Annotated in this window: 25 protein-coding genes; 17 read left to right on the plus strand and 8 right to left on the minus strand. The window is 61.5% G+C overall.

Features of this window, described 5'->3' with window-relative positions; genetic code table 11:
• Window positions 1–97 precede the first annotated feature (97 nt).
• Window positions 98–751 carry a PAQR family membrane homeostasis protein TrhA gene (gene trhA / locus H4I99_RS02115; RefSeq protein WP_163904160.1) on the plus strand — a complete coding sequence of 218 codons (654 nt, stop codon included), beginning with the start codon at window positions 98–100 and terminating at the stop codon, window positions 749–751.
• Here trhA and H4I99_RS02120 read toward each other — a convergent pair.
• On the minus strand, window positions 741–1,205 hold the full coding sequence (locus tag H4I99_RS02120) for an ABZJ_00895 family protein (RefSeq protein ID WP_163904162.1): 465 nt from the start codon (window positions 1,203–1,205) through the stop codon (window positions 741–743). The genes trhA and H4I99_RS02120 overlap by 11 nt on opposite strands.
• Before the next feature lie 122 nt (window positions 1,206–1,327).
• Entirely contained in the window at window positions 1,328–1,897 is a 570-nt protein-coding gene (locus H4I99_RS02125) for a helix-turn-helix domain-containing protein (RefSeq protein ID WP_163904164.1), read from the minus strand.
• 26 nt (window positions 1,898–1,923) lie between these two features.
• Between H4I99_RS02125 and H4I99_RS02130 the strand changes: the two genes are divergently transcribed.
• Entirely contained in the window at window positions 1,924–2,424 is a 501-nt protein-coding gene (locus H4I99_RS02130; protein WP_163904166.1) for a GNAT family N-acetyltransferase, read from the plus strand.
• Here the strand turns inward: H4I99_RS02130 and H4I99_RS02135 are convergent.
• Window positions 2,375–2,677 (minus strand): hypothetical protein, encoded by a 303-nt coding sequence (locus H4I99_RS02135; protein ID WP_163904167.1) that lies wholly within the window; start codon window positions 2,675–2,677, stop codon window positions 2,375–2,377. The two genes, H4I99_RS02130 and H4I99_RS02135, sit on opposite strands and share 50 nt — an antisense overlap.
• Window positions 2,678–2,789: 112 nt before the next feature.
• Window positions 2,790–3,527 carry a hypothetical protein gene (locus H4I99_RS02140; RefSeq protein ID WP_163904170.1) on the minus strand — a complete coding sequence of 246 codons (738 nt, stop codon included), beginning with the start codon at window positions 3,525–3,527 and terminating at the stop codon, window positions 2,790–2,792.
• Between the two features lie 132 nt (window positions 3,528–3,659).
• Between H4I99_RS02140 and H4I99_RS02145 the strand changes: the two genes are divergently transcribed.
• The gene (locus H4I99_RS02145; RefSeq protein ID WP_163904172.1) at window positions 3,660–4,763 is read left to right on the plus strand and encodes a helix-turn-helix domain-containing protein; all 1,104 of its coding nucleotides are present in this window, start codon (window positions 3,660–3,662) and stop codon (window positions 4,761–4,763) included.
• Here H4I99_RS02145 and H4I99_RS02150 read toward each other — a convergent pair.
• Entirely contained in the window at window positions 4,739–4,885 is a 147-nt protein-coding gene (locus tag H4I99_RS02150; protein WP_164490793.1) for a hypothetical protein, read from the minus strand. The genes H4I99_RS02145 and H4I99_RS02150 overlap by 25 nt on opposite strands.
• 436 nt (window positions 4,886–5,321) lie before the next feature.
• A complete protein-coding gene (gene msrB / locus H4I99_RS02155; RefSeq protein ID WP_099059917.1) occupies window positions 5,322–5,732 on the minus strand; it encodes a peptide-methionine (R)-S-oxide reductase MsrB in 411 nt (136 codons plus the stop codon).
• A gap of 194 nt (window positions 5,733–5,926) precedes the next feature.
• On the opposite strand from msrB, the gene H4I99_RS02160 reads away from it, so the two are divergent.
• The 12 genes from H4I99_RS02160 to H4I99_RS02215 all read left to right on the plus strand — a co-directional run bounded on the left by H4I99_RS02160 (window position 5,927) and on the right by H4I99_RS02215 (window position 15,671).
• Window positions 5,927–6,511 carry a TetR/AcrR family transcriptional regulator gene (locus tag H4I99_RS02160; protein WP_163904174.1) on the plus strand — a complete coding sequence of 195 codons (585 nt, stop codon included), beginning with the start codon at window positions 5,927–5,929 and terminating at the stop codon, window positions 6,509–6,511.
• Window positions 6,512–6,601: 90 nt separating this feature from the next.
• Entirely contained in the window at window positions 6,602–7,090 is a 489-nt protein-coding gene (locus tag H4I99_RS02165; protein ID WP_163904176.1) for a hypothetical protein, read from the plus strand.
• 247 nt (window positions 7,091–7,337) lie between these two features.
• Entirely contained in the window at window positions 7,338–9,725 is a 2,388-nt protein-coding gene (locus tag H4I99_RS02170; RefSeq protein ID WP_163904178.1) for a putative monovalent cation/H+ antiporter subunit A, read from the plus strand.
• Window positions 9,722–10,141, plus strand: a complete 420-nt coding sequence (locus H4I99_RS02175) for a Na+/H+ antiporter subunit B (RefSeq protein ID WP_163904180.1) — start codon at window positions 9,722–9,724, stop codon at window positions 10,139–10,141. The genes H4I99_RS02170 and H4I99_RS02175 overlap by 4 nt, the downstream gene beginning before the upstream one ends.
• On the plus strand, window positions 10,141–10,518 hold the full coding sequence (locus tag H4I99_RS02180) for a Na+/H+ antiporter subunit C (protein ID WP_163904181.1): 378 nt from the start codon (window positions 10,141–10,143) through the stop codon (window positions 10,516–10,518). Before H4I99_RS02175 ends, H4I99_RS02180 begins: the two co-directional genes overlap by 1 nt.
• A gap of 73 nt (window positions 10,519–10,591) precedes the next feature.
• Window positions 10,592–12,172, plus strand: coding sequence for a Na+/H+ antiporter subunit D (locus H4I99_RS02185; RefSeq protein ID WP_163904183.1), 1,581 nt, complete (start codon window positions 10,592–10,594; stop codon window positions 12,170–12,172).
• Window positions 12,169–12,642 (plus strand): Na+/H+ antiporter subunit E, encoded by a 474-nt coding sequence (locus H4I99_RS02190; RefSeq protein ID WP_163904185.1) that lies wholly within the window; start codon window positions 12,169–12,171, stop codon window positions 12,640–12,642. Before H4I99_RS02185 ends, H4I99_RS02190 begins: the two co-directional genes overlap by 4 nt.
• Entirely contained in the window at window positions 12,639–13,046 is a 408-nt protein-coding gene (locus tag H4I99_RS02195) for a cation:proton antiporter (protein WP_163904187.1), read from the plus strand. The genes H4I99_RS02190 and H4I99_RS02195 overlap by 4 nt, the downstream gene beginning before the upstream one ends.
• The gene (gene mnhG / locus H4I99_RS02200) at window positions 13,043–13,381 is read left to right on the plus strand and encodes a monovalent cation/H(+) antiporter subunit G (RefSeq protein WP_163904189.1); all 339 of its coding nucleotides are present in this window, start codon (window positions 13,043–13,045) and stop codon (window positions 13,379–13,381) included. Before H4I99_RS02195 ends, mnhG begins: the two co-directional genes overlap by 4 nt.
• Window positions 13,382–13,817: 436 nt before the next feature.
• Window positions 13,818–14,246 (plus strand): Ros/MucR family transcriptional regulator, encoded by a 429-nt coding sequence (locus H4I99_RS02205; RefSeq protein WP_163904191.1) that lies wholly within the window; start codon window positions 13,818–13,820, stop codon window positions 14,244–14,246.
• Between the two features lie 199 nt (window positions 14,247–14,445).
• On the plus strand, window positions 14,446–14,823 hold the full coding sequence (locus H4I99_RS02210; RefSeq protein ID WP_163904192.1) for a helix-turn-helix domain-containing protein: 378 nt from the start codon (window positions 14,446–14,448) through the stop codon (window positions 14,821–14,823).
• On the plus strand, window positions 14,820–15,671 hold the full coding sequence (locus H4I99_RS02215) for a DUF6456 domain-containing protein (protein ID WP_244624844.1): 852 nt from the start codon (window positions 14,820–14,822) through the stop codon (window positions 15,669–15,671). Before H4I99_RS02210 ends, H4I99_RS02215 begins: the two co-directional genes overlap by 4 nt.
• Window positions 15,672–15,678: 7 nt before the next feature.
• Here the strand turns inward: H4I99_RS02215 and H4I99_RS02220 are convergent, their stop codons facing one another.
• Window positions 15,679–16,113 carry a SufE family protein gene (locus H4I99_RS02220; RefSeq protein WP_163904194.1) on the minus strand — a complete coding sequence of 145 codons (435 nt, stop codon included), beginning with the start codon at window positions 16,111–16,113 and terminating at the stop codon, window positions 15,679–15,681.
• 351 nt (window positions 16,114–16,464) lie between these two features.
• Window positions 16,465–16,938 carry a DUF5330 domain-containing protein gene (locus H4I99_RS02225; protein ID WP_163904196.1) on the minus strand — a complete coding sequence of 158 codons (474 nt, stop codon included), beginning with the start codon at window positions 16,936–16,938 and terminating at the stop codon, window positions 16,465–16,467.
• Between the two features lie 450 nt (window positions 16,939–17,388).
• On the opposite strand from H4I99_RS02225, the gene H4I99_RS02230 reads away from it, so the two are divergent.
• Window positions 17,389–18,939: a sensor histidine kinase gene (locus tag H4I99_RS02230; RefSeq protein WP_163904198.1), complete on the plus strand. Its 1,551-nt coding sequence runs from the start codon at window positions 17,389–17,391 to the stop codon at window positions 18,937–18,939.
• The gene (locus H4I99_RS02235; protein ID WP_163904200.1) at window positions 18,911–19,975 is read left to right on the plus strand and encodes a peptidoglycan-binding domain-containing protein; all 1,065 of its coding nucleotides are present in this window, start codon (window positions 18,911–18,913) and stop codon (window positions 19,973–19,975) included. Before H4I99_RS02230 ends, H4I99_RS02235 begins: the two co-directional genes overlap by 29 nt.
• The last annotated feature ends 98 nt before the right edge of the window (window positions 19,976–20,073 follow it).

The raw sequence follows: 20,073 nt of genomic DNA on the forward strand, positions 1-20,073 counted from the left end.
CGATGCGTTGATACAGGGAGCTGTGGTGTGTCTTGTGTGCTGGATCGGCGCACGGTGCTTCAGCTTTAAGACCTTGCATGAATGAAAGTTTGCATCGATGACCGATCAGTTCCGCTTCGGGCGGCCCTATGATTTTCACGAACTGGTGGCCGATGGCATCGTCCACGCCCTCGGCGTGGTTTTCGCGCTGGTCGGGGCCACCGCTCTGATCTTCTATGCGACGGTCTGGTCTTCCCACGCGGAAATGGCGGCGGCCTGGATCTATGGCCTCGGCCTCGTCATCTCGCTTGGCGTTTCCTGCACCTACAACATGTGGCCGAATTCACGCACCAAGTGGATGCTGCGCCGCTTCGATCATTCCGCGATTTTCGTACTGATCGCCGCCACCTATACGCCGTTTCTGGTCAAGGGTTCGGATGACTGGCGCATCATGGCGCTGCTCGGCGCGATCTGGCTCACGGCCATCATCGGCATCTGGCTGAAGTGTCGTTACCCCGGCCGCTACGACCGGCTGGCGATCCTGCTCTATCTCGCAATGGGCTGGAGCGGCGCGCTCGCCATGGGCCCGATTTCGCAGATCCTGCCCGGCATCACCATGACGCTCATCCTCGCTGGCGGCATCATTTATTCGGCCGGCGTGATCTTCCACGTCTGGGAGCGCCTGCGCTTCCAGAACGCCATCTGGCACGGCTTCGTGCTAACCGCGGCCATGGTGCATTACTCGGCGGTGTTTACTGCGATCACCCTTTGAGGTTTCGCCAGCCTTTTGCTGATCTTGGAGCCATTTTCGATCCGAAACGGAATGAGATGGCGGTTACGATCCAGTTCAGTAGTGAGCCAAAAACGATGGCAAAGCCGAGTATCCCGATAAGCGTGCCTGAGGCCAGTGATGATGCGTCAAAGGGAAGGCCACCTGCTGCATAGGAGATGGCCAGTGAAATTAACGCCAGCACGAGTTGCGGCAACAACAAAACGGTCGAAATCCGCCAGCACTCGTCCCATTCCGCGAGACGGCCCTCGCGTTTGCGAAAATATGCTCCGGTTAGCAACCCGCTGGCGAAAGTTACACTTGTACCGGCACTTGATCCCACTTTCTCGACTACATTGAAATGAAGAAGCAGGGCAACCAGTGCTATCAGGGCTGCGGTGAACGCGAGCGATATCAAGAAATAACGAATAACAAGCGGCACAATGAAGTTTGGCATGGAGGCCTCCGTCGAAAATGGCTAATGAAACCACGACAACTTGAGGGTGATTCTTGCGAACATTCAAGTGATGCGAGAGGGTCTGGTCTTTCTGATGCGCGTCAGGGAAGCCGGTGCGCCCTTCACCGCCCCTTGAGCAGAATGACCGCGTAACGGCAGGCTTCGCCGCTTTCATTGATGAAGGCACAGTCGGTGGGCGGGCCGAGCGCCAGACAGTCTCCTGCCTCGAGGTGGTGGCGGGTCTCTCCCTCGAGGAAGACGAGGCTGCCTTCCTGCACCCAGATCATTTGCCGGAGGAAGGCGAAGGCCGCCGCATCATAGGGAACCCGGGCGCCCGGGGGCAGGGAGACCTCGACGATTTCGAGCGGCATGTCGACGGCGGGCGAAACCTGTCGCCGCACGTAACCAGTTTCCGGGTCGGTCCATACCGGCTGGTCGCCGGCCCGGAAAAGCCGCCTGCCGTTTGCTTCGGCCCGTGCGATCAGGGTGGAGACGCTGAGCGACAGCGCCCCGGCGAGCTTGCCGAGAAAAGCGGCCGTCGGGCTGCTTTCGCCCCGCTCCACCTTGTTGATCATCGCCCGGGAAACATCGGCGCGTTCGGCAAGATCGCTGAGCGACCAGCCGCGCGCTGTCCGTTCGGTACGGATTCTTTCCCCTAGACAGCGGTCGAAATCGTCTGATAAATTAGACATATCGTCAATATAGTGGACAATTTGTCATGCAGCAACCCGTTCTCATCCGTGATGCCGTCGAGGCCGATCTCCCGGCGATCCGCGACATCTACAATCATGCGGTGGAGCACACGACCGCGATCTGGAACGAGGTGTTGATCGATGTCGATAACCGCCGCGTCTGGCTGGAGTTGCGCCGTGCAAAAGGCTTTCCGGTGCTGGTGGCGGAGAAGGACGGCAAGGTGGCGGGCTACGCCTCCTATGGCGAGTGGCGGGCCTTCGACGGCTATCGCCACACCGTCGAGCATTCCGTCTATGTCGACAAGGATTGCCGCGGCGCGGGCATCGGCAAAAAGCTGATGCTGGATTTGATCGCGCGGGCGAAGGCCGCGGACATGCATGTGATGATCGCGGCGATCGAGGCGGAGAACAAGGCTTCGATCGCCCTGCACGAACGCCTTGGCTTCCGCCTCGTCGGCATTCACCGGGAAGTCGGCATCAAGTTCGGCCGCTGGCTCGATCTGGCCGCGATGGAACTGAGGCTGTAAAGCCTTCAAAGACGGCGAGATCGCCATTGCCCTCGTAGCGGCGCATCTCGGGCGGTGTGCCCTTGTTGTGACGATAATACCAACTCGCATAGACGAGAAAGGCCGGCAGGGCTGCCGGCCAGAGGAAGCTTGCGACAAGTCCGAGGATGCGGGCGCCATCCCAGCCATTGCCGTTCGCCGTGCCCTCCACATAGGTCAACCCCATGAAGAGCGCGGCGGGCAGCAGCCAGAGAACGAGCGCGAGCGAAACCATCGATTACCGATAATACGAATCAATCTTGCTTAGAATACTCTGGAAATATGGCCTTTTGACAAGCTCTGTTTGCGACGCACACCACGTGTTCGCCGATGCGATTGCGGCAAGGTCATTCGATGCGCGCGCGCAGCATCTCGCCTCGGATGGTGATTGCCGGTTTTGCCCCCGGCGTATTCGGCAGGGCGCTGTCCACGAAGGAGGCGGTTGCTTCCACCAGATAGCTGACCGCCGTTGGCTGCAGGAAGCGCAGCGTCGCATCGAGCATCTTGCCGGAAATCGCGATCGTTTCGTTCTGCATGACCCGCTTGAAGGTGATCCGCGCCCTGAGTGCCGCGCCTGAGATCGTCAGGTTTTCCGCATGGCCGTTGAAGCTGATATCGCCGGCGTCGCTGCGGATGTCGACCACGGAGAAGTCTCCGTCGAGCCGGGTGCGCGCGGCCTTCTGGTCGATGACGACGGCCGAGTCGGGCCGAATGTCGGCGGCAAGCTCCATGGTGCAGTCCGACCAGTCGAAGAAACGCGGTGTACTTCCGACATCGACAATCAGCGTGTTGCCATCGACCCGCATCTCGCCGCGCGCCGGGCAGGCATCGGAAAACCAGCTGGAATGCCATATGGCGCCCCAGCCACGGCGCTCGCCCTTCAGTTCGGCGAGATGAGGGCCTTCGGAGCCGGTGGTGATGCGGATGTCGCTTGCCGATCCCTCGATGCGGATCGTCGATACACCGGAAAGATCGACGGGGCCTGCGAGGCTGTCGCGGGTGGAAATGAAGGCGACGGCTCCATCGATCAGCGCGAGCGCGAGGATCGTGCCGGCGATGGAGAGGAGGGCGGTTCGGACTTTCATGGGGCGTGCTCCTTTGGATGTGGGGACGTCCCCATCGAGCATGCCGGGCGTCGCGGCCGCGACCTTGATCGCGTTTCAGGTCGACCTTGAACACGCTTTCGGGCCATATGGCGACATCAGATCTCATTCCTCATGCCCGCCGACCTGCCGATGATCTTCGTACCGCTATCGTTTGCCGTCTCGCTTTTCCTCGCCACCTTTCTCGTGCGGCTCCTGCTGCAGGGGCGGGAAAGCCTTGCCCGCAATCATCTTTTCGTGCTGCTGGTGGCGCTTTATGTGGTGCAGACCCTGCTGGTCGGCCTGCGCTGGGGCTATGGCGTCATGGCCATCCTGCCGCTCCTGTCGCTGCTGGCGAGCCTCGTGCCGCCGCTGACCTATCTTGCCTTTCGCGATCTCGCCCGCGAGGAGGGAAGCGGCATTTCGCTCCGCGACTGGCCACATCTCGTGCCGACGCTGGCGCTTGCCGCGTTGCTTCCGGTGTGGCGCAGCTCCATCGATCTCCTGATCATCGCGGAATTCCTGGGTTATGGCGCAGCGCTCGCCTGGATTGCTCGCCTTGGCACAGATGGCCTCGTCGCCTCGCGCCTCGACGGTTCGCTGCGTTCTCATCGCTCGCTGGTGCTGGCCTCCCTTGCGCTGATTTCGTCGGCTCTGACCGACGTCGCCATCAGCCTCGACATGGCGGTCGGCGGCGGGCGGCATTCCGCCATGGTGGTCTCGGCGGCAACCACCGTCATCCTGCTCCTGCTCGGCATTGCAGCCGTCGTTGCCGGCACGGAAGAAGGGTCTGGCGAGGCGGAGGAGACATCAGCAGAAGGTCCCGAGGCATATTCTGCGACGCCGGAGGTGTCATGCGAGGACGAGGCGGTTGCTGCCGGTCTCGACCGGTTGATCCGCGAACGGCGCCTCTATGCCGATACCGGCCTCAATCTCGGCAAGCTCGCCCGTCGCATGGGCCTGCCGGCCCGCGCCGTTTCCCATGCGGTAAACCGTGTCCACGGCATGAGCGTTTCGCAATACGTTAACAATTTCCGCGTCGCCGAGGCCTGCCGGCTTCTGGCTGAAACGGATATGCCCGTCACCCGCATCGTCTTCGAGGCCGGTTTCATGACCAAGTCGAATTTCAACCGCGAATTCCTGCGGGTAACCGGCATGAACCCGACGCGCTGGCGCGGAGAGAATGCCGTCGCGATGGCCACCGATACGGCCGGTCAGCCGCCGAAGAAGTTGAAATAGCCCCAGACCAACACGAAAGCCGCGATGATGCCGGCAACGATCAGGGCTTTCTTCAGCCCCGGCGGCACCTTCTTCGGTTCCTTGGGCTTCGGCGGTTTCCTGAATTCGACGACATTGCTCACGCGGATGATTCCCTTGGATGCTGTGGCGCGGAACTTAGAGCAATTCCAGCAAAAGTGGGAACCGGTTTTGCGTCCGGAAATGCGCAAAACAAAGAAATAGAGCAATTCCAGCAAAAGTGCGAAGCGGTTTTGTGGGAGTGAGTGGGGAGGCTCGCTCGGTACAATGGAGTGTCGGTTTGGGCCGTGTGCTCGCCGTTTCCCCCTCTGGTCTGCCGACCATCTCCCCCACACGGGGGGAAACATCGGGGTGTCGCCCTGCCCATGTTCACCGGATACAGGGTGGACTCCTTCTTCATTGGTTAGCCGAAGGATGCGACACTAGTCACACGTTGGTCTCCTCCTTGTGGGGGAGATGCCTGGCAAGGCAGATGGGAAGCCGGAGCGTCGTTGTGTCATGCAACGCGCCATCAATGGCTTGTATAGTCGAGCCTTTTCATCAAGCCTCAGGTTCGAACACCATCGAATGGCCGTTGATGCAGTAGCGCAGGCCGGTCGGTTTCGGGCCGTCGGGGAAGACGTGGCCGAGATGGCCGCCGCAATTGGCGCAGCGGATTTCCGTGCGCACCATGCCGTAGGAAGCATCGCGGTGCTCGGTCACGGCGCCGGGCTTCACCGGCTCGAAATAGCTCGGCCAGCCGCAGCCGGCATCGAACTTGGTGTCGGAATAAAACAGCGGCTCATCGCAGGCCGCACAGCGATAAAGGCCTTTTTCGGACGAGTTCCAGTAGGGGCCGGTGAAGGCCCGCTCGGTACCGTGCTCGCGCAGGATATGATACTGTTCCGGCGTCAGCTGCTCGCGCCACTCGGCATCGCTCTTCTCGATCTTCGGTTTGACGGGGTCTGCCATGATCATCTCCTTGTTTTCCTCCTAGATAGGACACCGACCCATCGGCGGCAATGTCGGACACGCGGGATCCGATTGCATATACCTCGACAGGATCGCTGACCTGACGCCGCTCCACCCGGTATACCGTCGCAGGTCAGGGCAGCGTTCAAGCCACGGGATTGACAGTCTACCTATTGGTAGGTAGATAAGCTCCCATGAGCAACCTTTCCACCACCTCGGACGACATTCTCCGCTGTGCTCGCACGCTAATCATTGCAGGCGGTTACAACGGATTCAGCTATGCCGACATCGCCAATGTCGTCGGCATCCGCAAGGCCAGTATCCATCACCATTTCCCGGCCAAATCCGATCTGGTCCGTACCCTGGTCATGCGCTATCGCGAGGAGGCGGAAGCGGGGCTTGCCGCGCTCGAGCGTAACGTATCCGACCCAATGGCGCAGTTGCGCGCCTATGCCGGATACTGGCGGGCCTGCATTGTCGATGTCACGGAACCTTTCTGCGTCTGCGCCCTGTTGGCATCCCAGATCCCGGTGCTTCCGGAGGATGTCGTCGTGGAGGTGAGGGCCCATTTCCGTTCCCTGTCGCGCTGGTTGACCTCGGTGCTGCGGCGGGGCGGCGCAGAGGGCGTCATCACGCTTTCCGGGACCGCTGAGGCGGAGGCAGAGGTTTTCATGGCCACGTTACACGGAGCCATGCTGTCGGCCCGTGCCTATGGTGATCCCGCAGTGTTCGAGGCGATCATCGACCCCTTGCTTCTTCGTCTCGAGGCTCGCGGGTGATGCCGCGCGGCGCGTCTCTTTTTGCTGTATTTGCCTACCAACTGATAGGTAGATTTATTCCCGTTTCGACACCCGTGAAAGGATCTCTGCATGTTCGGTATCTCCCCGCTCGGCTGGTTGCACACACTCGGCAGCCTGCCTGCCATCCCCGTCGCCTTCTATATGTTCGCCCGTCATGGGCGCATCGTGCCCCGGTCCATTCCGGGTGGCGTTTATTTCGTGTCGATGCTGATCGGTGCCGCCACGGTATTTTTCGTCGCCCACCAGCCGGTCAGTTATGTCATCGGCCTCATTACAGCGTTGCTGGTGCTTGCCGGTTATGGAGCGGGGCTGCTGCCGGTTTCTCCGCGCTTGGCGCGTTATATCGAGACCGTCTGTCTCAGCCTGTCGGTCTTCCTCCTGATGCTGCCGACAGTAAGCGAGATCCTGCGGCGGGTGCCTGACGGGCATCCCTTCGTGACCTCGCTCGATGCGCCGCTGCTCCTCGGTTTCCAGGCTGGTTTGCTCATCCTCCTCGTGGTCGGCCTTTCGGCGCAGATCGTCTACCTGCGCCGAAAGTGGTCTGCGGCGCGCGGCTAACTTCCCGCGCAGTCCCCACAGAGCCGCACCGCCGAATAGCCCCGGCTTCGGGCAGCGGGGTCGCCATTCGCTGCTACGCCGCCACGGCCAGTCCACCGATCGAGTTCAATTAATTTTGAACACGTTGTCCGTCGGTTTCTTCCCGTCACTTTGCGAACTCGCTTGAGGCTCCCAACCATATATCTTAACAACGGACACTCAAATGACGTCGGGGGATCAGGCTGCGGGAAGCAGCAGGGGAGTATTGATGACAGGAGATGGGGTTGCCCTGACCTTTCTTGCCATGGCCCTGCCATTTGCGGCCGCGCTTCTCGCCCCGGTCGCCGTGCGCCGCCTGGGCGCCAATGCTGCGTGGTTCATCGCGCTGGTTCCACTGGCCATCTTTATCCATCTTCTGCGCTTCGTGCCGGAGATTGCCGGTGGCGAGGTGGTCACGGGCGGCTATGCCTGGGTGCCGAGCCTCAATCTCAGCTTTTCCTGGTTCCTCGATGGTCTCTCGCTCACCTTCGCGCTGCTGATCACCGGCATCGGCGCGCTGATCGTGCTTTACTCCGGCGGCTACCTGAAGGGCCATCCGCAGCAGGGGCGTTTCCTCTCCTTCATCCTCATGTTCATGGGCTCCATGCTCGGCGTTGTGATGTCGGACAGCTTCCTGATGCTCTTCGTCTTCTGGGAACTGACATCGATCACCTCCTTCCTGCTGATCGGCTTCGATCATGAGCGGGAGGCCTCGCGCCGCGCGGCGCTGCAGGCGTTGGTGGTGACGGGCGGCGGTGGACTGGCGCTTCTGGCCGGCCTGATCTTCATCTGGAACATCACCGGCACCACCCAGCTTTCGCTGCTCGTTCATGCCGACGATATCCTGCGCCAGAGCCCTTTCTACATGGCGGCGCTGTTTCTGGTGCTCGGTGGCGCCTTCACCAAATCAGCGCAGTTTCCCTTCCATTTCTGGCTGCCCAACGCCATGGAGGCGCCAACCCCGGTCTCGGCCTATCTGCATTCGGCCACCATGGTGAAGGCCGGCGTCTATCTGCTGATGCGGCTCAATCCGGTGATGGGTGCCACGCCCGCCTGGGAAATCCTGCTGCCATTCTTCGGCGGCATCACGCTGCTCGTCGGCGCGTTGCTCGCCATCCGCCAGACCGACCTCAAGCTGATGCTGGCCTACACCACCGTCGCCTCGCTCGGCCTTCTGGTTCTGCTGACCGGCTTCGGTTCGGCCTATGCGGTCGAGGCCGCCGTCCTCTATCTGGTCGCCCATTCGCTGTTCAAGGGCGCGCTCTTCATGGTCGCCGGCCTTATCGATCACGAGGCCGGCACCCGCGACGTGACGAAGCTCGGCGGTCTGCGCGCCGCCATGCCGGTCACCTTCGCCGCCGCCCTTCTTGCCGCCATCTCCATGGCCGGTCTGCCGCCCTTCTTCGGCTTTCTCGCCAAGGAAGAGATTTATGCGGCGCTCGCGGGCTCCGGCCCGCGTTCCGTCGTCTTCACGCTCGCCGCAATCATCGGCAACGCACTGATGTTCGCGATTGCCTTTGCTGTCGCCCTGAAACCCTTCCTCGGGCGGAAGGTGGAAACGCCGAAACACGCCCATGAAGGACCGGCGCTCCTTTGGCTCGGACCGCTCGCTCTGGCGCTCGGCGGTCTCGCCGCTGCCGTCTTCTCGGGTGCATGGCACTGGGCGGTTTCCTCGCCCATGGCTAGCGCCGTTTCCGGCGTGACGAAGAACGTCACCATCTCCCTTGAACCGCATATCGGTCTGCCGCTGGCGCTCTCCGGCATCACTGTCATCCTCGGCGTCCTCGTCTATCTCGGCCTTTCCCGCGCCCGTCAGGCCATGGAGCGCCTGCTCGACATTCTCGGTCCCGGCCCGGATCGCGGCTTCGATGTCTTCATTCGGGGCCTCGTGCGCTTCGCCTTCGGCGTCACTCGGATCATCCAGAATGGCCGGCTTGATGTCTATGTCACCTTCACCTTCGCACTTCTCGCGCTGGTGCTGCTGATCCCGCTTTTCGCCTTCGATGAACTGCCGAAGATGCCCGCTTGGCCTGACGACGTGCATTTCCACGAACTGGCGCTTTTCGCCATCGCTGTCATCGGTCTCGCCGCCGTGCTGCGCTCGAAGGACCGGCTGACGGCCATCGTCTCGCTCGGCATTCAGGGCTTTGCCGTTGCCGTCATCTACCTGCTGTTCGGCGCGCCCGACCTGTCGTTCACCCAATTCATGGTGGAGACGCTGTCGGTCGTCATCCTCGCGCTGGTCATGACCCGGCTGAGGCTCTCGCCCGCCGATCACCGCACCCTGATCGAGCGTGTTGTCGATGGCGGCATTGCCATTGCCTGCGGCCTCGGCTTCTCGCTGCTTCTTCTCAAGGCATCGCAGGTGCCGTTCGACACCGCGCTCACCGATTTCTTCAACACCTATTCGAAGGTGATCGCCCACGGCGCCAATGTCGTGAACGTCATCATTGTCGATTTTCGTGGCACGGATACGCTCGGTGAAATCTCGGTGGTGATGATTACCGGCCTCGCCATCCTCGCGCTGATCCGCATCCGGGTGACGCCCGTCGCTGCCGGACAGAAATCGGTTGCCGCCATCGAGGCTGAAAATGCCGGCAGGGAGAAGACGCCATGAATACGGTCATCTTCCGGGTTTTCGCCCCGTTCATCACCGCGCTGATGCTGATGTTTTCGGTCTTCGTGCTGCTGCGCGGCCATAACGAGCCGGGCGGCGGTTTCATCGGCGGGCTGATCGCGGCTTCTGCCTTCGCCATCTATGGCATCGCCTTCGGCGTGCAGGCGGTGCGCCGGTCGCTTCGTTTTCACCCGCTGTCGATTGCCGGAGCGGGGCTGTTGCTCTCGACGCTTTCCGGCCTCATCTCCGCAGCCTTCGGCGTGCCGTTCATGACCGGGCTGTGGATCTATCCTGAAGTCCTCGGCGTCGAGGTTCCGCTGGCTACCGTGATGTCCTTCGATGTCGGCGTTTATCTCGTCGTTGTCGGCGCGATCACCTCGATTGCGCTGGCGCTGGAAGAAAGGGGGCTGGACTGATGGAAGTCCTGCTGTGCGGTCTCGTCGGCATCTTCTTTGCCGCCGCATTCTACCTGATGATGTCCAAGCATGTCGTGCGCATCCTGCTCGGCATCGCCATCCTCGGCAATGCGGTCAACCTCCTGCTGTTCACCGCCGGCCGGCTGACCCGCGAGGTGCCGCCGATCATCCCGGCCGGTGCCGATACACTTTCCGCCAATGCCGCCAACCCGCTGCCGCAGGCCCTCATCCTGACGGCCATTGTGATTTCCTTCTCCTTCTTCTCATTCCTGCTGGTGCTCGCCTACCGCGCCTATCAGGACCTCGGAACCGACGACACCGACGACATGCGCGCCGCCGAACCGAAGGCCGAGCCGCTGCCGCCATTGGGGTATTGACGATGGATCTTGCGAAGATGCTCACCCGTTCGGCTGATGGTCGATGCTCCATGCGGGCGGGGGAACTTCCCTGATGGCCGTATCCTCCCCCGTCGATCTCTCCCGCGCGCTCGTGATGGAGCCGACCGCGACCGGTGACTGGCTGGTCATCCTGCCGGTGGCGCTCTGCCTGTTCTGCGGTGCGGTGCTCCTGATGATGCGCCATTCGATCCGGCTGCATCCTTACGTCGCCATTCCCGGCCTCGTCGCGCTGGTGCTCACCGATGCGGCGCTTCTGGCGCGGGTTATTTCCGAAGGGCCGGTGACCATGATGATGGGCCGTTGGCTGCCGCCCTTCGGCATCGCCTTTACCGTGGATCTCACCGGCGCGCTGCTGGCATTTGCGTCAGCGCTGGTGGCGCTTGCCGGCGGCGTCTATGCGTTGAAGGACATCGGTTCGAGCGGTCGTCGCTACGGCTTCTATCCCTTCCTGATGGTGATGATGGCCGGCGTCTCCGGCGCCTTTCTGACGGGTGACATCTTCAACCTCTATGTCTGGTTCGAGGTGCTGCTGATCTCGTCCTTCGGCTTGCTGATCTTGGGGTCCGAGCGGGAACAGATCGACGGGGCGCTGAAGTATGCGGTGCTGAACCTCATCGCCACCACGCTCTTCCTCATTTCCGTCGGCTACCTTTACGCCGTATTCGGCACGCTCAACATGGCCGATATCGCCGCCAAGGCCGACGAACTCCGGGAAACCGCGCCGCTGATGACGCTGGCCGGCCTCTTTCTACTGGCCTTCGGCATGAAGGCGGCAGCCTTCCCTGTGAACTTCTGGCTGCCTGCGTCGTATCATACGCCCCGCATCGTGGTCTCGGCACTGTTTGCCGGCCTGCTCACCAAGGTCGGGGTCTACGCCCTGTTCCGGGTCATGGTCATGCTGCTGCCGGTCGAGCGCGAGGCACTGAGCCTCGTCATCGCCATCGCCGCAGCACTTACCATGGTTCTCGGCGCGCTCGGCGCGCTGGCGCAATCGGATATCCGCCGTCTCCTCGGCTTCGTCGTCATTGCCGGCATCGGCAACATGCTGGCCGGTATTGCCATCGGTGGCGAAGCGGGGCTGGCCGCGGCAATCGCCTATGCGCTGCATTCGATCGTGCTGATGACGGCACTCTATCTGTTGGCCGGCATTGCCGCCCGCCTTGGCGGCTCCTATCGGTTGGAAAAGCTTGCCGGCCTTTGGGTCGCTGCGCCCCTGTTCGGTGGGCTGTCGCTTGCCCTGTTTTTCGCAGCAAGTGGACTGCCGCCATTCTCCGGCTTCTGGCCCAAGGCCATGCTGGTCAAGGCGTCGCTCGATATCGGCGCGTGGTGGCTGGCGGGCGCGGTGCTGGTGTCCGGCTTCATTACCACCATCGCCTTCGGCCGGCTGTTTCTGCTTGCCTACTGGCGGCCCGCGCTTGTCGGAGCGGGAGAAGGCGCAACCCCGGTTGCCGCGCTTGCTGCGCCGAAGGGCGACGTTGTCGAAATCCTGCCCATCGCGGCGCTTGCCGCCCTTGTCGTCGGCTTCGGACTTTTCCCGGAAAAGCTTGTCGCGATCAGTCAGGATGCGTCGATCGGCCTGGGTAACCCATCCGCCTACTACTACTCGGTATTCCCGGCGGGAGGTGGCCGATGATCTATTATGCGCTTGCTCTTCCCATGGCCGTCATCTGGCTGGCGGTCACCGGCAGCGCCACGCTGCACAACCTGCTTCTAGGCCTCGTTGTTTCCGGTCTCTCCCTGAGCCTCATTCGCGAACAGACCAAGACGACCGGTTATCCTGTCCGCCCGCTGCGCGTTTCGCTGCTGATCGGGCTCTTCTTCGTCGAACTGGCGAAATCCGCCTTCAAGGTGGCGGTATTGGTGGTAAAGCCGAAGATGGAGATAAAGCCGGGCATCTTCGCTTATCCCCTGACGGTGAAAGGCGATTTCGAAATCGCGCTTCTCGCCAATCTCATCACGCTGACGCCGGGCACGCTGTCCGTCGATGTCTCGGAAGACCGCAAGACACTCTATGTGCACGCGCTCGATTGTTCCGATGTCGAGGGCGCAAGACGCGACATTGCCGAAGGTTTCGAACGCCGGATCAGGGAGGCCTTTGAATGATCGCACCCGACACAGTCATTCCGCTCGCCTGCAATTTCGCGCTCGTCGTGCTCGGCGTCTCCCTGCTGCTGACGGTCTACCGGGTGGTGAGAGGCCCGACCCTGCCGGACAGGGTGCTGGCGCTCGATATGCTGGTGGGCATCGCCATCGGTTTGATCGCCGTCATAGCGATTCGCACCGGTTATACGCTCTATGTCGATATTGCCATCTCGCTCGGTCTTGTCGGTTTTCTTGCCACCGTAGCCTTCGCCCGCTTCATTCTTGCCCGCGGCCTCAGGGGGGAGCGGCCGGCCGAGGATGGCCCGTTGCTGTTGCTGGAAATCGGCGGCAATCCGCAGCTTGTCCGAAAGGAGGCAGGCCTGCTCGATGCAGAGAGCGATCCTTCAGGGAAGGGTATGAAATGATGGCGACTGTGCTGACTATTGTGACCGCAATACTGATCGTCGTGGGGGCGCTCTTCGCGCTCGTGGCGGCCATCGGAATCAACCGGCTTCCCGATCTTTACACCCGCATGCACGCAGCGTCCAAGGCCGGAACCGTCGGCTCCGGGCTGCTTTTACTTGCGCTCGGGATATTTTCCGGAGATATCGCCGTTTTCACTCGCGCTCTTGCCGGTTTCTTCTTTTTCATACTGACGGCGCCGCTCTCGGCGCATCTGCTTGCGCGGGCTGCTCATCAGTTCGGGTATACATTATCCACTGTTTCCGTGATGGATGAATTGAAAAACAAGAATCCTTAAGTACATGTTACTTAAGTGCCCTGATATTCAGGATGTTTCACTGTTTTTGCACCGCCAACATGCGCATGCTACGGATTGTTTGGAATAAAAGGCATGCGGGCTCCCCATAATTGATGAAAAATATTAAGTGGACTTTTGCGGGAATGATGATAATCGAATTAGTCAAGCACAGATCTTGAGAACTTGGCTGTTGCAACGGAAAATTCATCCGGCCTTTGTTGTATCTAAAAATACTACACTTGCAGGGGTTTCGCGTCGTTGTGAAGACAGGTGCGGGATCAGGCAGGATATGATCCTCGCGTCAGTTCGGAATCTAGGGGTGGATTCCACGTCGGAAACGACAGGACCGTCACCGGGGCATCGCCTGTTTGCTTAAGGAGTGGCGTCGGCTTTCCGGCGGGCGCCTGGCAAGCATTCTTTGAACAGGAGAATTGAAATGACTGAAACTGCATATGGCCATGGCCATGATCTGTTGGTGGAACTGACCGCTGACATCGTGGCGGCCTATGTCAGCAACCACGTAGTGCCGGTCGCAGACCTCGCCAACCTTATTTCCGACGTCCATTCGGCCCTGAGCAACACCTCATCGCCGGCTCCCGTCGTTTCGGTCGTCGAGAAGCAGAAGCCGGCTGTTGCCGTGCGCAAGTCCGTGCAGGACGATCAGATCATCTGCCTGGAATGTGGCGGGGCCTTCAAGTCGCTGAAGCGCCACCTGATGACCCATCACAATCTCGGCCCGGAAGAATACCGCGAAAAGTGGGATCTGCCGGTCGATTATCCGATGGTCGCGCCCGCCTATGCCGAGGCTCGCTCGCGCCTCGCCAAGGAAATGGGCCTCGGACAGCGCCGCAAGCGCGGCAAGTGAGCCGCACGCTCAAAGATTGAAAAACCGGGCAATGCCCGGTTTTTTTATGTCCGGAATAAGGAAATTAATCCCATGTGAGGGCTGAGGAAAAATGAAAGATTGAGCGAATTCAGCGAATTTCGTTGTGCCTGACACTTTTCTTATCCTCGCTTTCCATTGTTGGTGTATGAATAAATTCCTACAATTTGGGAGTATTCATATGACGCCAGATATTGCCCTGCCTCCTCCTGTTCCCGGTCCGGTGAAAGTCACGGCTGACCGCCGTATCCTCTGCATGATCGTCCGGCAGATGACCTCCGAAATGCTGACGATGACAGGTGACGGCTCCGCCAAGTCACGCGGCGATCGCCGTCGCATGGTTTGCCATGTCCGTCAGATCGCCATGTATGTCTGCCACGTCGCGCTGCAGATGCCGCTTTCGGAAATCGGAGATGCCTTTGGCCGCGACCGCACGACGGTCGCCCATTCCTGCCATGTGGTGGAAGACCGGCGAGACGATCCGGGTTTCGATGCCTTTGTCGCCAGCGTCGAGCGGCTGGCCGAAACCCTGCTTCTCCTGCCGGGGAGCCGTCCATGAGAACGTCATCCTCCGCAACTATGCGGGCTCAGCGCAACCCCGGCGTCGAGATCGGAGCCTCCACCCGACGGCCGCTCCTGCGTCTCTTGCGGGCGTCTCTGAAGGGACCCTTGACCATGACCGGAATGGAGGGAGCGGCCGCTCTCCTGAAAGCGGGAGATGGCGCAACGCTTCAGGCTCCGGTCGCCGTGCTGCGTCATGCGGTGTCTTCGGGCCTGCTGTCGCGTGAGGGTAACCGTCTCATGGCTTGCGAGGGCACGCGCACCTGGCTGCGCCGCGCCATGGCCGATGACGGCGACGATGCCTTCACCGGCCAGCATCGCGACATCGTCATGGGAACCGCGGAGGTCGCGGAGGTGCGCACGACCGTCCGGCGCAATATGGCGGAGTCGCCGCTTTCGGCCCTCTCGCGATTGAAGGAAAAGTCGGGGGAGGCCTATCTAGGCGAAGAGGCGCTTGCCGCAGGCGATCGCTTTGCTGCCGACTTTGAGCGCGCCGGCCTGCAGCCGCGTATCACCGCTTCCTGGGAACCAAGGCTTGCGGGCAGGCTGCGCGGCCAGCCTTCAGCCGCCGGCGACCTCACGGATTCAGCGCTGGGTGCGCGCGACCGCCTGAATGCGGCCATCGAGGCGGTGGGACCGGAGCTTTCAGGTGTCGTGCTCGATGTCTGCTGCTTCATGAAGGGGCTGGAAACCGTCGAGCGGGAAAGGCAGTGGCCGGCACGCTCGGCCAAGCTGATGCTGCGCACCGGGCTGATGGCGCTCGCCCGCCACTATGCTCCGCCCACGCGGCAAAGCCGTCGCGAACATCGCTGGGGTGCGGAGGATTACCGCCCGGAACGCGGGTGAGGGGCGGTCAGGACGTTGTGGAGGAGGCCACCAGCTGCCGGGCGGCTTCCTCGCGGATCCGCTGGATCATCGAGCGCAGCCCGTTGGCGCGCTGGGCCGAGAGATGCTCGATCAGGCCGATCTGGGAGAAAAGGTCGATGGCGTCGAGCTTGACGATCTCGGAAGCGTGCTTGCCGGAATAGGCTGCAAGCACGATTGCCACGAGGCCCCGCACGATATGCGCATCGCTGTCGCCGGAGAAATCGATGACCGGATCGTCGCCTTCATGCACATGGGTGGAAAGCCAGACCTGGCTGGCACAGCCCTTCACCTTGTTCTCGGCCGTCTTCTCGGTCTCCGGCAGATCCGGCAACGCCTTCCCGAGTTCGATGACATAGCGATAGCGATCCTCCCAGTCGTCGAGATAGGCAAAATCGTCGATCATCTGCTGCAATGTCGTCATGGCGTCGGAAGTCCTTGCTGTTCCCATTGGATATAGGCGATCCCGGGCAAAGATGGAACAGTTCTAAGCATGTCGCGCAAAAGTGTGTGCGGTTTTGCGGTCACGACATGCGGGAAGGAAGCCATATCGCGCAAAAGTGTGTGCGGTTTTGCGGTCACGACATGTGCAGTGAAAAGAAAAATGCCGCGCGGTGTTTCCTCCGCGCGGCCCGGCAATATGCCGTAAGTTCCTGTGGGACAGGCAGACAGGCACCCGAACCGGTCCGCAAGGCGGAAGGTCGGTTCCGATGCAAGAGGTTGGCGGGGTCGCGGGACCGGACCCAGGAGACAAGGCTTAGGCTAGAGGCAAGACTCAGAGTTTCGGCGGCGTATAAGGTTTCGGGCCGTTGCCGTTCTTCGGGCGCGGCTCCGGGGTCACCGTGCCGGTGATGATTTCGGAAATCGTGGCAGGCTCGGCGGCAGGCTTGGTTTCGGTGGCGGCAATCGCCGGCTTCACGGTTGCCGGTTTGACAGGCATTCCCGGAGCGGCAGTATCGGCCTTGCCGTCGTCGGCAAACTGGCTGTCGAGGATCTGGTAGGCGACATAGGCGCCTTCGCGGGCCCGGTGGCCGAGCGCGGTCAGGGTTTCGGCACCTTTTTCGCAGACGTCAGGCTTTTCGCTGCAGATGGCGGTAATGTATTGATAGGCGTCGGTGGCAACGGTGATTGCGTCGCCGAGCGCGAATTTCGGGCCGGCCGCTTCTTCTGTTTGGGGCTGGGTCCCGAAATAGGACAGCGCGACCAGCACCATCGAAAACCAGAACGTTCCCTTGATCAGAAACCACATCGTCTTCACCAATCCCGTGTCGCCGGTCGTGCCCGGCCTGTGCCGGGTTGTTTCCCGGTCGTCTGAAGCAAAGGTATCGGCGGGGTGCAAAGATCGCTTTTCAAAACTTCCTCGGATTCGTGCCAAATTCGATTAAAAGTTGAACGATCTGCCTTTGAGGGGCATTTGCTTCGAAGTTTAGCGAGCGACGTTAAGCATAACTATGGCGAAGTCCCGGTAATCCACCGGCTTTGCCGCGACGGCGCCGCCACAAAAGTTAACGCGGTGGAGAAATATGAGACAATTCCGTCGCTTACGCCCCGTTAACCACGATTTTGAAAGCTTCGTCGATTTGTCTCGATATGGACCAGACAGGCCCTCTGAAGGGTGTTGAAAGGGCTCACCTTATCTTTTCTTTAAGCGCGGACGGCCTATGTTCGGCTCACGAAATGAGTCGTTTCGCGAGTATGAATGGTGTTGGTATTGCGTAACATTGCGGGTAGGGCGGAGGCGATCGTTGATCGTACGGCCGGCAACTGCCTGTCGTGGAGCGCAAACGGCGATCCGGTCGCTTCAGGCGAAATCGTAATCGTGCGCCGCCTTGCTGCGGGCTTCGTTGTTCCGCTCGTCGCGGTGCCCCTCATTCTCTCCTTCATTCTCGGACCGGCGACCGCATTGCCGCTCGGCGTGACGCTGGTTATCGCGGCTTTCCTCGTTTCTTGCGTCCTCATGATTGCCGGCCATCGGCATGGCTCCGCCGGGCGCGCAGGAGAGGAAGAGGAACGGCCGGGCGATCTGTCTGTCGATTTCTGCCCCGGTCTCGTGTTGGGCCTCGATGCGGCCGGTATCGTCCGCTCGGCTGGTGGCCGCGACTGCGACTGGTATCTTTCCTTCCTGCGCGATCCCTTTGGCCGCGCCTTCGTCGAGCAGATCCATGTTTCCGATCGCATCGCCTTCGTGCAGTCGCTGGACGAGTTGCGCCAGGGCGTGGATGCCGTTGTCATCGATCTGAGGCTGGAGCGCCCGGCCATCGGGCTCGCCCATAGCCAGTTCATGTATGTGCGTCTGGATATGTCGGCCGAGCGTTCGCACGATGGCTCGCTCCGCGCCATTCATGCCCAGATGCTCGACATCGCCGGTGAAATGCAGATCCGCGACATGGCTTCCCGCCGGGAAGACGAGGTGGCCGCCGCCCATGAGGCGAAGTCGCGTTTCCTCGCGGCCGTAAGCCATGAACTGCGCACGCCGCTCAATGCCATCCTCGGTTTCTCGGATATTCTTGCCGGCGAATATTTCGGCAAGCTCGAGAACGACCGCCAGCGCGAATATGTCCAGCTGATTCGCCAGTCGGGCGCCCATCTCCTGTCGGTGGTCAATGCCATGCTCGACGTGAGCAAGATTGAGGCCGGCCGTTACGAGTTGCTTCTGGAAACTTTCCCGATCGCTGAAGCGGTTTACGAATGCGAAAAGATGCTGTCGCTCCAGGCCGCCAGCAAGGGCGTCTCGCTGACGAGCCGCCTGCCGCGCGGTCTTGGCGATGTCGTGGCCGATGGTCGCGCTGTGCGTCAGGTCTTGATCAATCTGGTCGGCAATGCGATCAAGTTCACGGAAGCGGGCGGCGCCGTCATTATCGACGCGACGCGCGAAGGTTCGCAGCTCAAGATCGTCGTCAGCGATACCGGCATCGGCATCGCGCCCGAGAAGATGGCGCTGGTCGGCAGGCCTTTCACCCAGATCCACGATGGTCTGAGCCGCAGCCACGAAGGATCGGGCCTCGGCCTGTCGCTGGTAAAGGGGCTTACGGCCCTCCACGGCGGCACCTTCAGGATGGAAAGTCGTCCGGGCGAGGGCACGGTGGTTACCGTGACGCTGCCGGCGGACGGTTCCGGTGCGGCGGCCGTGCTGGCTGCCGAAGACAATACGGTTGAGTTTCCGCCGCGGCTGAAGCCGCTGGAAATGCAGGTCCGCGAATTGGGCAGGAAAGAAACTGTGCATGACGAAGCGAAAGCGAAAAGCGCCTGAAAGGAAGCCGGCATCACGGGTGTCCGGCTTGCTTTCCGCGGGTTTTGCCGCGCTCGCGCGCGGTGCGTCCCGCCACCCCCGCCTGATCGGCGGGGTGGCGACCTTTGCCGTTGCCTTCGGTTTCGTCGCCGCCAATGCGCTCTGGTACCAGCCCGGCCGCCATCCATCGCCGATCTTCCGCACCCGCGACGCCGCCGATTTCAATGCGCTTGCGGGCGTCGCCCGCAATCCCATGCAGGAGCAGGATCCGGGCAACACCACCACGTTCAGGATTGAGCGCGCACCCGCCGAGGGCGAACAGCCGCCCACCGATATCGCGCCCGCACAGCAAGCCCAGGCACCGCTGCCGAGCGGCGATCTCGATGGCGACGGCGTCAGTGAGCTTGCGATCGCGGTTCAGACAGAGCTTTCTCGCCGGGGCCTTTATGCCGGCGATCCAGATGGTGTGATCGGCCCGCAGACGGAAGCGGCCATTTCCGTTTTCCAGAAGTCCGTGGGCATGGAGCCGAACGGCCTCGTCAGCGACGAGCTGCTGGCAGCTCTCCGGGTCGACAACAGCGCCACCGCCGCCGTGCCGAAACAGCGCCCGCCGGCCGATGTTTCGTCGTCGCAGGCGACGAAGGACCCGGTTGCCGCCGCCATCCGCAGTGCCGAGAAGGTGGTCACGACAGCGCCGACCCGGCCTGCGGCTAAACCCGAAACGGCACGGGCGATTCAGCCGAAGCCGGTTCAGCCCAGGCCCGCCCCGCTCAATTCGGACGGCCGGACACCGCCGGCCGCCATCCCGGCATCCGCCGATGCCAACGATGCCGAAGCTTTGCCCGCGACGCTCACCGATGCGCCGGATCCGGGCCTCGTCATGGAAATCCAGCGTGGCCTTTCCAACATTGCCTATACTGATGTCAGCATCGACGGGGTTGCCGGCGATCAGACGCGTGCCGCGATCCGTCGTTTCCAGCGTCATTACCGCCTGCCGGAAAACGGCGAGCCGAGTGCTGCCGTTCTGAAAAAGCTTAAGGATATCGGTGCTCTCTGACGGGGTTTTCCCAGCAGGGTAGGGCCTTTGATCGCGTTTTGGTTGTGCTTCTTTCGTCGATGCACATGTTTGCGAATCTTTAACCCGCGCCGCCGATA

Source organism: Paenirhizobium daejeonense (genome assembly GCF_014280875.1).
GTDB classification, from domain to species: Bacteria; Pseudomonadota; Alphaproteobacteria; order Rhizobiales; family Rhizobiaceae; genus Allorhizobium; species Allorhizobium daejeonense.

Bases quoted from the DNA above. Each gene is read 5' to 3' on its own strand.
- trhA (WP_163904160.1), top strand. From the start codon at position 98: ATGACCGATCAGTTCCGCTTCGGGCGGCCCTATGATTTTCACGAACTG.
- H4I99_RS02120 (WP_163904162.1), bottom strand. From the start codon at position 1,205: ATGCCAAACTTCATTGTGCCGCTTGTTATTCGTTATTTCTTGATATCG.
- H4I99_RS02125 (WP_163904164.1), bottom strand. From the start codon at position 1,897: ATGTCTAATTTATCAGACGATTTCGACCGCTGTCTAGGGGAAAGAATC.
- H4I99_RS02130 (WP_163904166.1), top strand. From the start codon at position 1,924: ATGCAGCAACCCGTTCTCATCCGTGATGCCGTCGAGGCCGATCTCCCG.
- H4I99_RS02135 (WP_163904167.1), bottom strand. From the start codon at position 2,677: ATGGTTTCGCTCGCGCTCGTTCTCTGGCTGCTGCCCGCCGCGCTCTTC.
- H4I99_RS02140 (WP_163904170.1), bottom strand. From the start codon at position 3,527: ATGAAAGTCCGAACCGCCCTCCTCTCCATCGCCGGCACGATCCTCGCG.
- H4I99_RS02145 (WP_163904172.1), top strand. From the start codon at position 3,660: ATGCCCGCCGACCTGCCGATGATCTTCGTACCGCTATCGTTTGCCGTC.
- msrB (WP_099059917.1), bottom strand. From the start codon at position 5,732: ATGGCAGACCCCGTCAAACCGAAGATCGAGAAGAGCGATGCCGAGTGG.
- H4I99_RS02160 (WP_163904174.1), top strand. From the start codon at position 5,927: ATGAGCAACCTTTCCACCACCTCGGACGACATTCTCCGCTGTGCTCGC.
- H4I99_RS02165 (WP_163904176.1), top strand. From the start codon at position 6,602: ATGTTCGGTATCTCCCCGCTCGGCTGGTTGCACACACTCGGCAGCCTG.
- H4I99_RS02170 (WP_163904178.1), top strand. From the start codon at position 7,338: ATGACAGGAGATGGGGTTGCCCTGACCTTTCTTGCCATGGCCCTGCCA.
- H4I99_RS02175 (WP_163904180.1), top strand. From the start codon at position 9,722: ATGAATACGGTCATCTTCCGGGTTTTCGCCCCGTTCATCACCGCGCTG.
- H4I99_RS02180 (WP_163904181.1), top strand. From the start codon at position 10,141: ATGGAAGTCCTGCTGTGCGGTCTCGTCGGCATCTTCTTTGCCGCCGCA.
- H4I99_RS02185 (WP_163904183.1), top strand. From the start codon at position 10,592: ATGGCCGTATCCTCCCCCGTCGATCTCTCCCGCGCGCTCGTGATGGAG.
- H4I99_RS02190 (WP_163904185.1), top strand. From the start codon at position 12,169: ATGATCTATTATGCGCTTGCTCTTCCCATGGCCGTCATCTGGCTGGCG.
- H4I99_RS02195 (WP_163904187.1), top strand. From the start codon at position 12,639: ATGATCGCACCCGACACAGTCATTCCGCTCGCCTGCAATTTCGCGCTC.
- mnhG (WP_163904189.1), top strand. From the start codon at position 13,043: ATGATGGCGACTGTGCTGACTATTGTGACCGCAATACTGATCGTCGTG.
- H4I99_RS02205 (WP_163904191.1), top strand. From the start codon at position 13,818: ATGACTGAAACTGCATATGGCCATGGCCATGATCTGTTGGTGGAACTG.
- H4I99_RS02210 (WP_163904192.1), top strand. From the start codon at position 14,446: ATGACGCCAGATATTGCCCTGCCTCCTCCTGTTCCCGGTCCGGTGAAA.
- H4I99_RS02215 (WP_244624844.1), top strand. From the start codon at position 14,820: ATGAGAACGTCATCCTCCGCAACTATGCGGGCTCAGCGCAACCCCGGC.
- H4I99_RS02220 (WP_163904194.1), bottom strand. From the start codon at position 16,113: ATGACGACATTGCAGCAGATGATCGACGATTTTGCCTATCTCGACGAC.
- H4I99_RS02225 (WP_163904196.1), bottom strand. From the start codon at position 16,938: ATGTGGTTTCTGATCAAGGGAACGTTCTGGTTTTCGATGGTGCTGGTC.
- H4I99_RS02230 (WP_163904198.1), top strand. From the start codon at position 17,389: ATGGTGTTGGTATTGCGTAACATTGCGGGTAGGGCGGAGGCGATCGTT.
- H4I99_RS02235 (WP_163904200.1), top strand. From the start codon at position 18,911: ATGACGAAGCGAAAGCGAAAAGCGCCTGAAAGGAAGCCGGCATCACGG.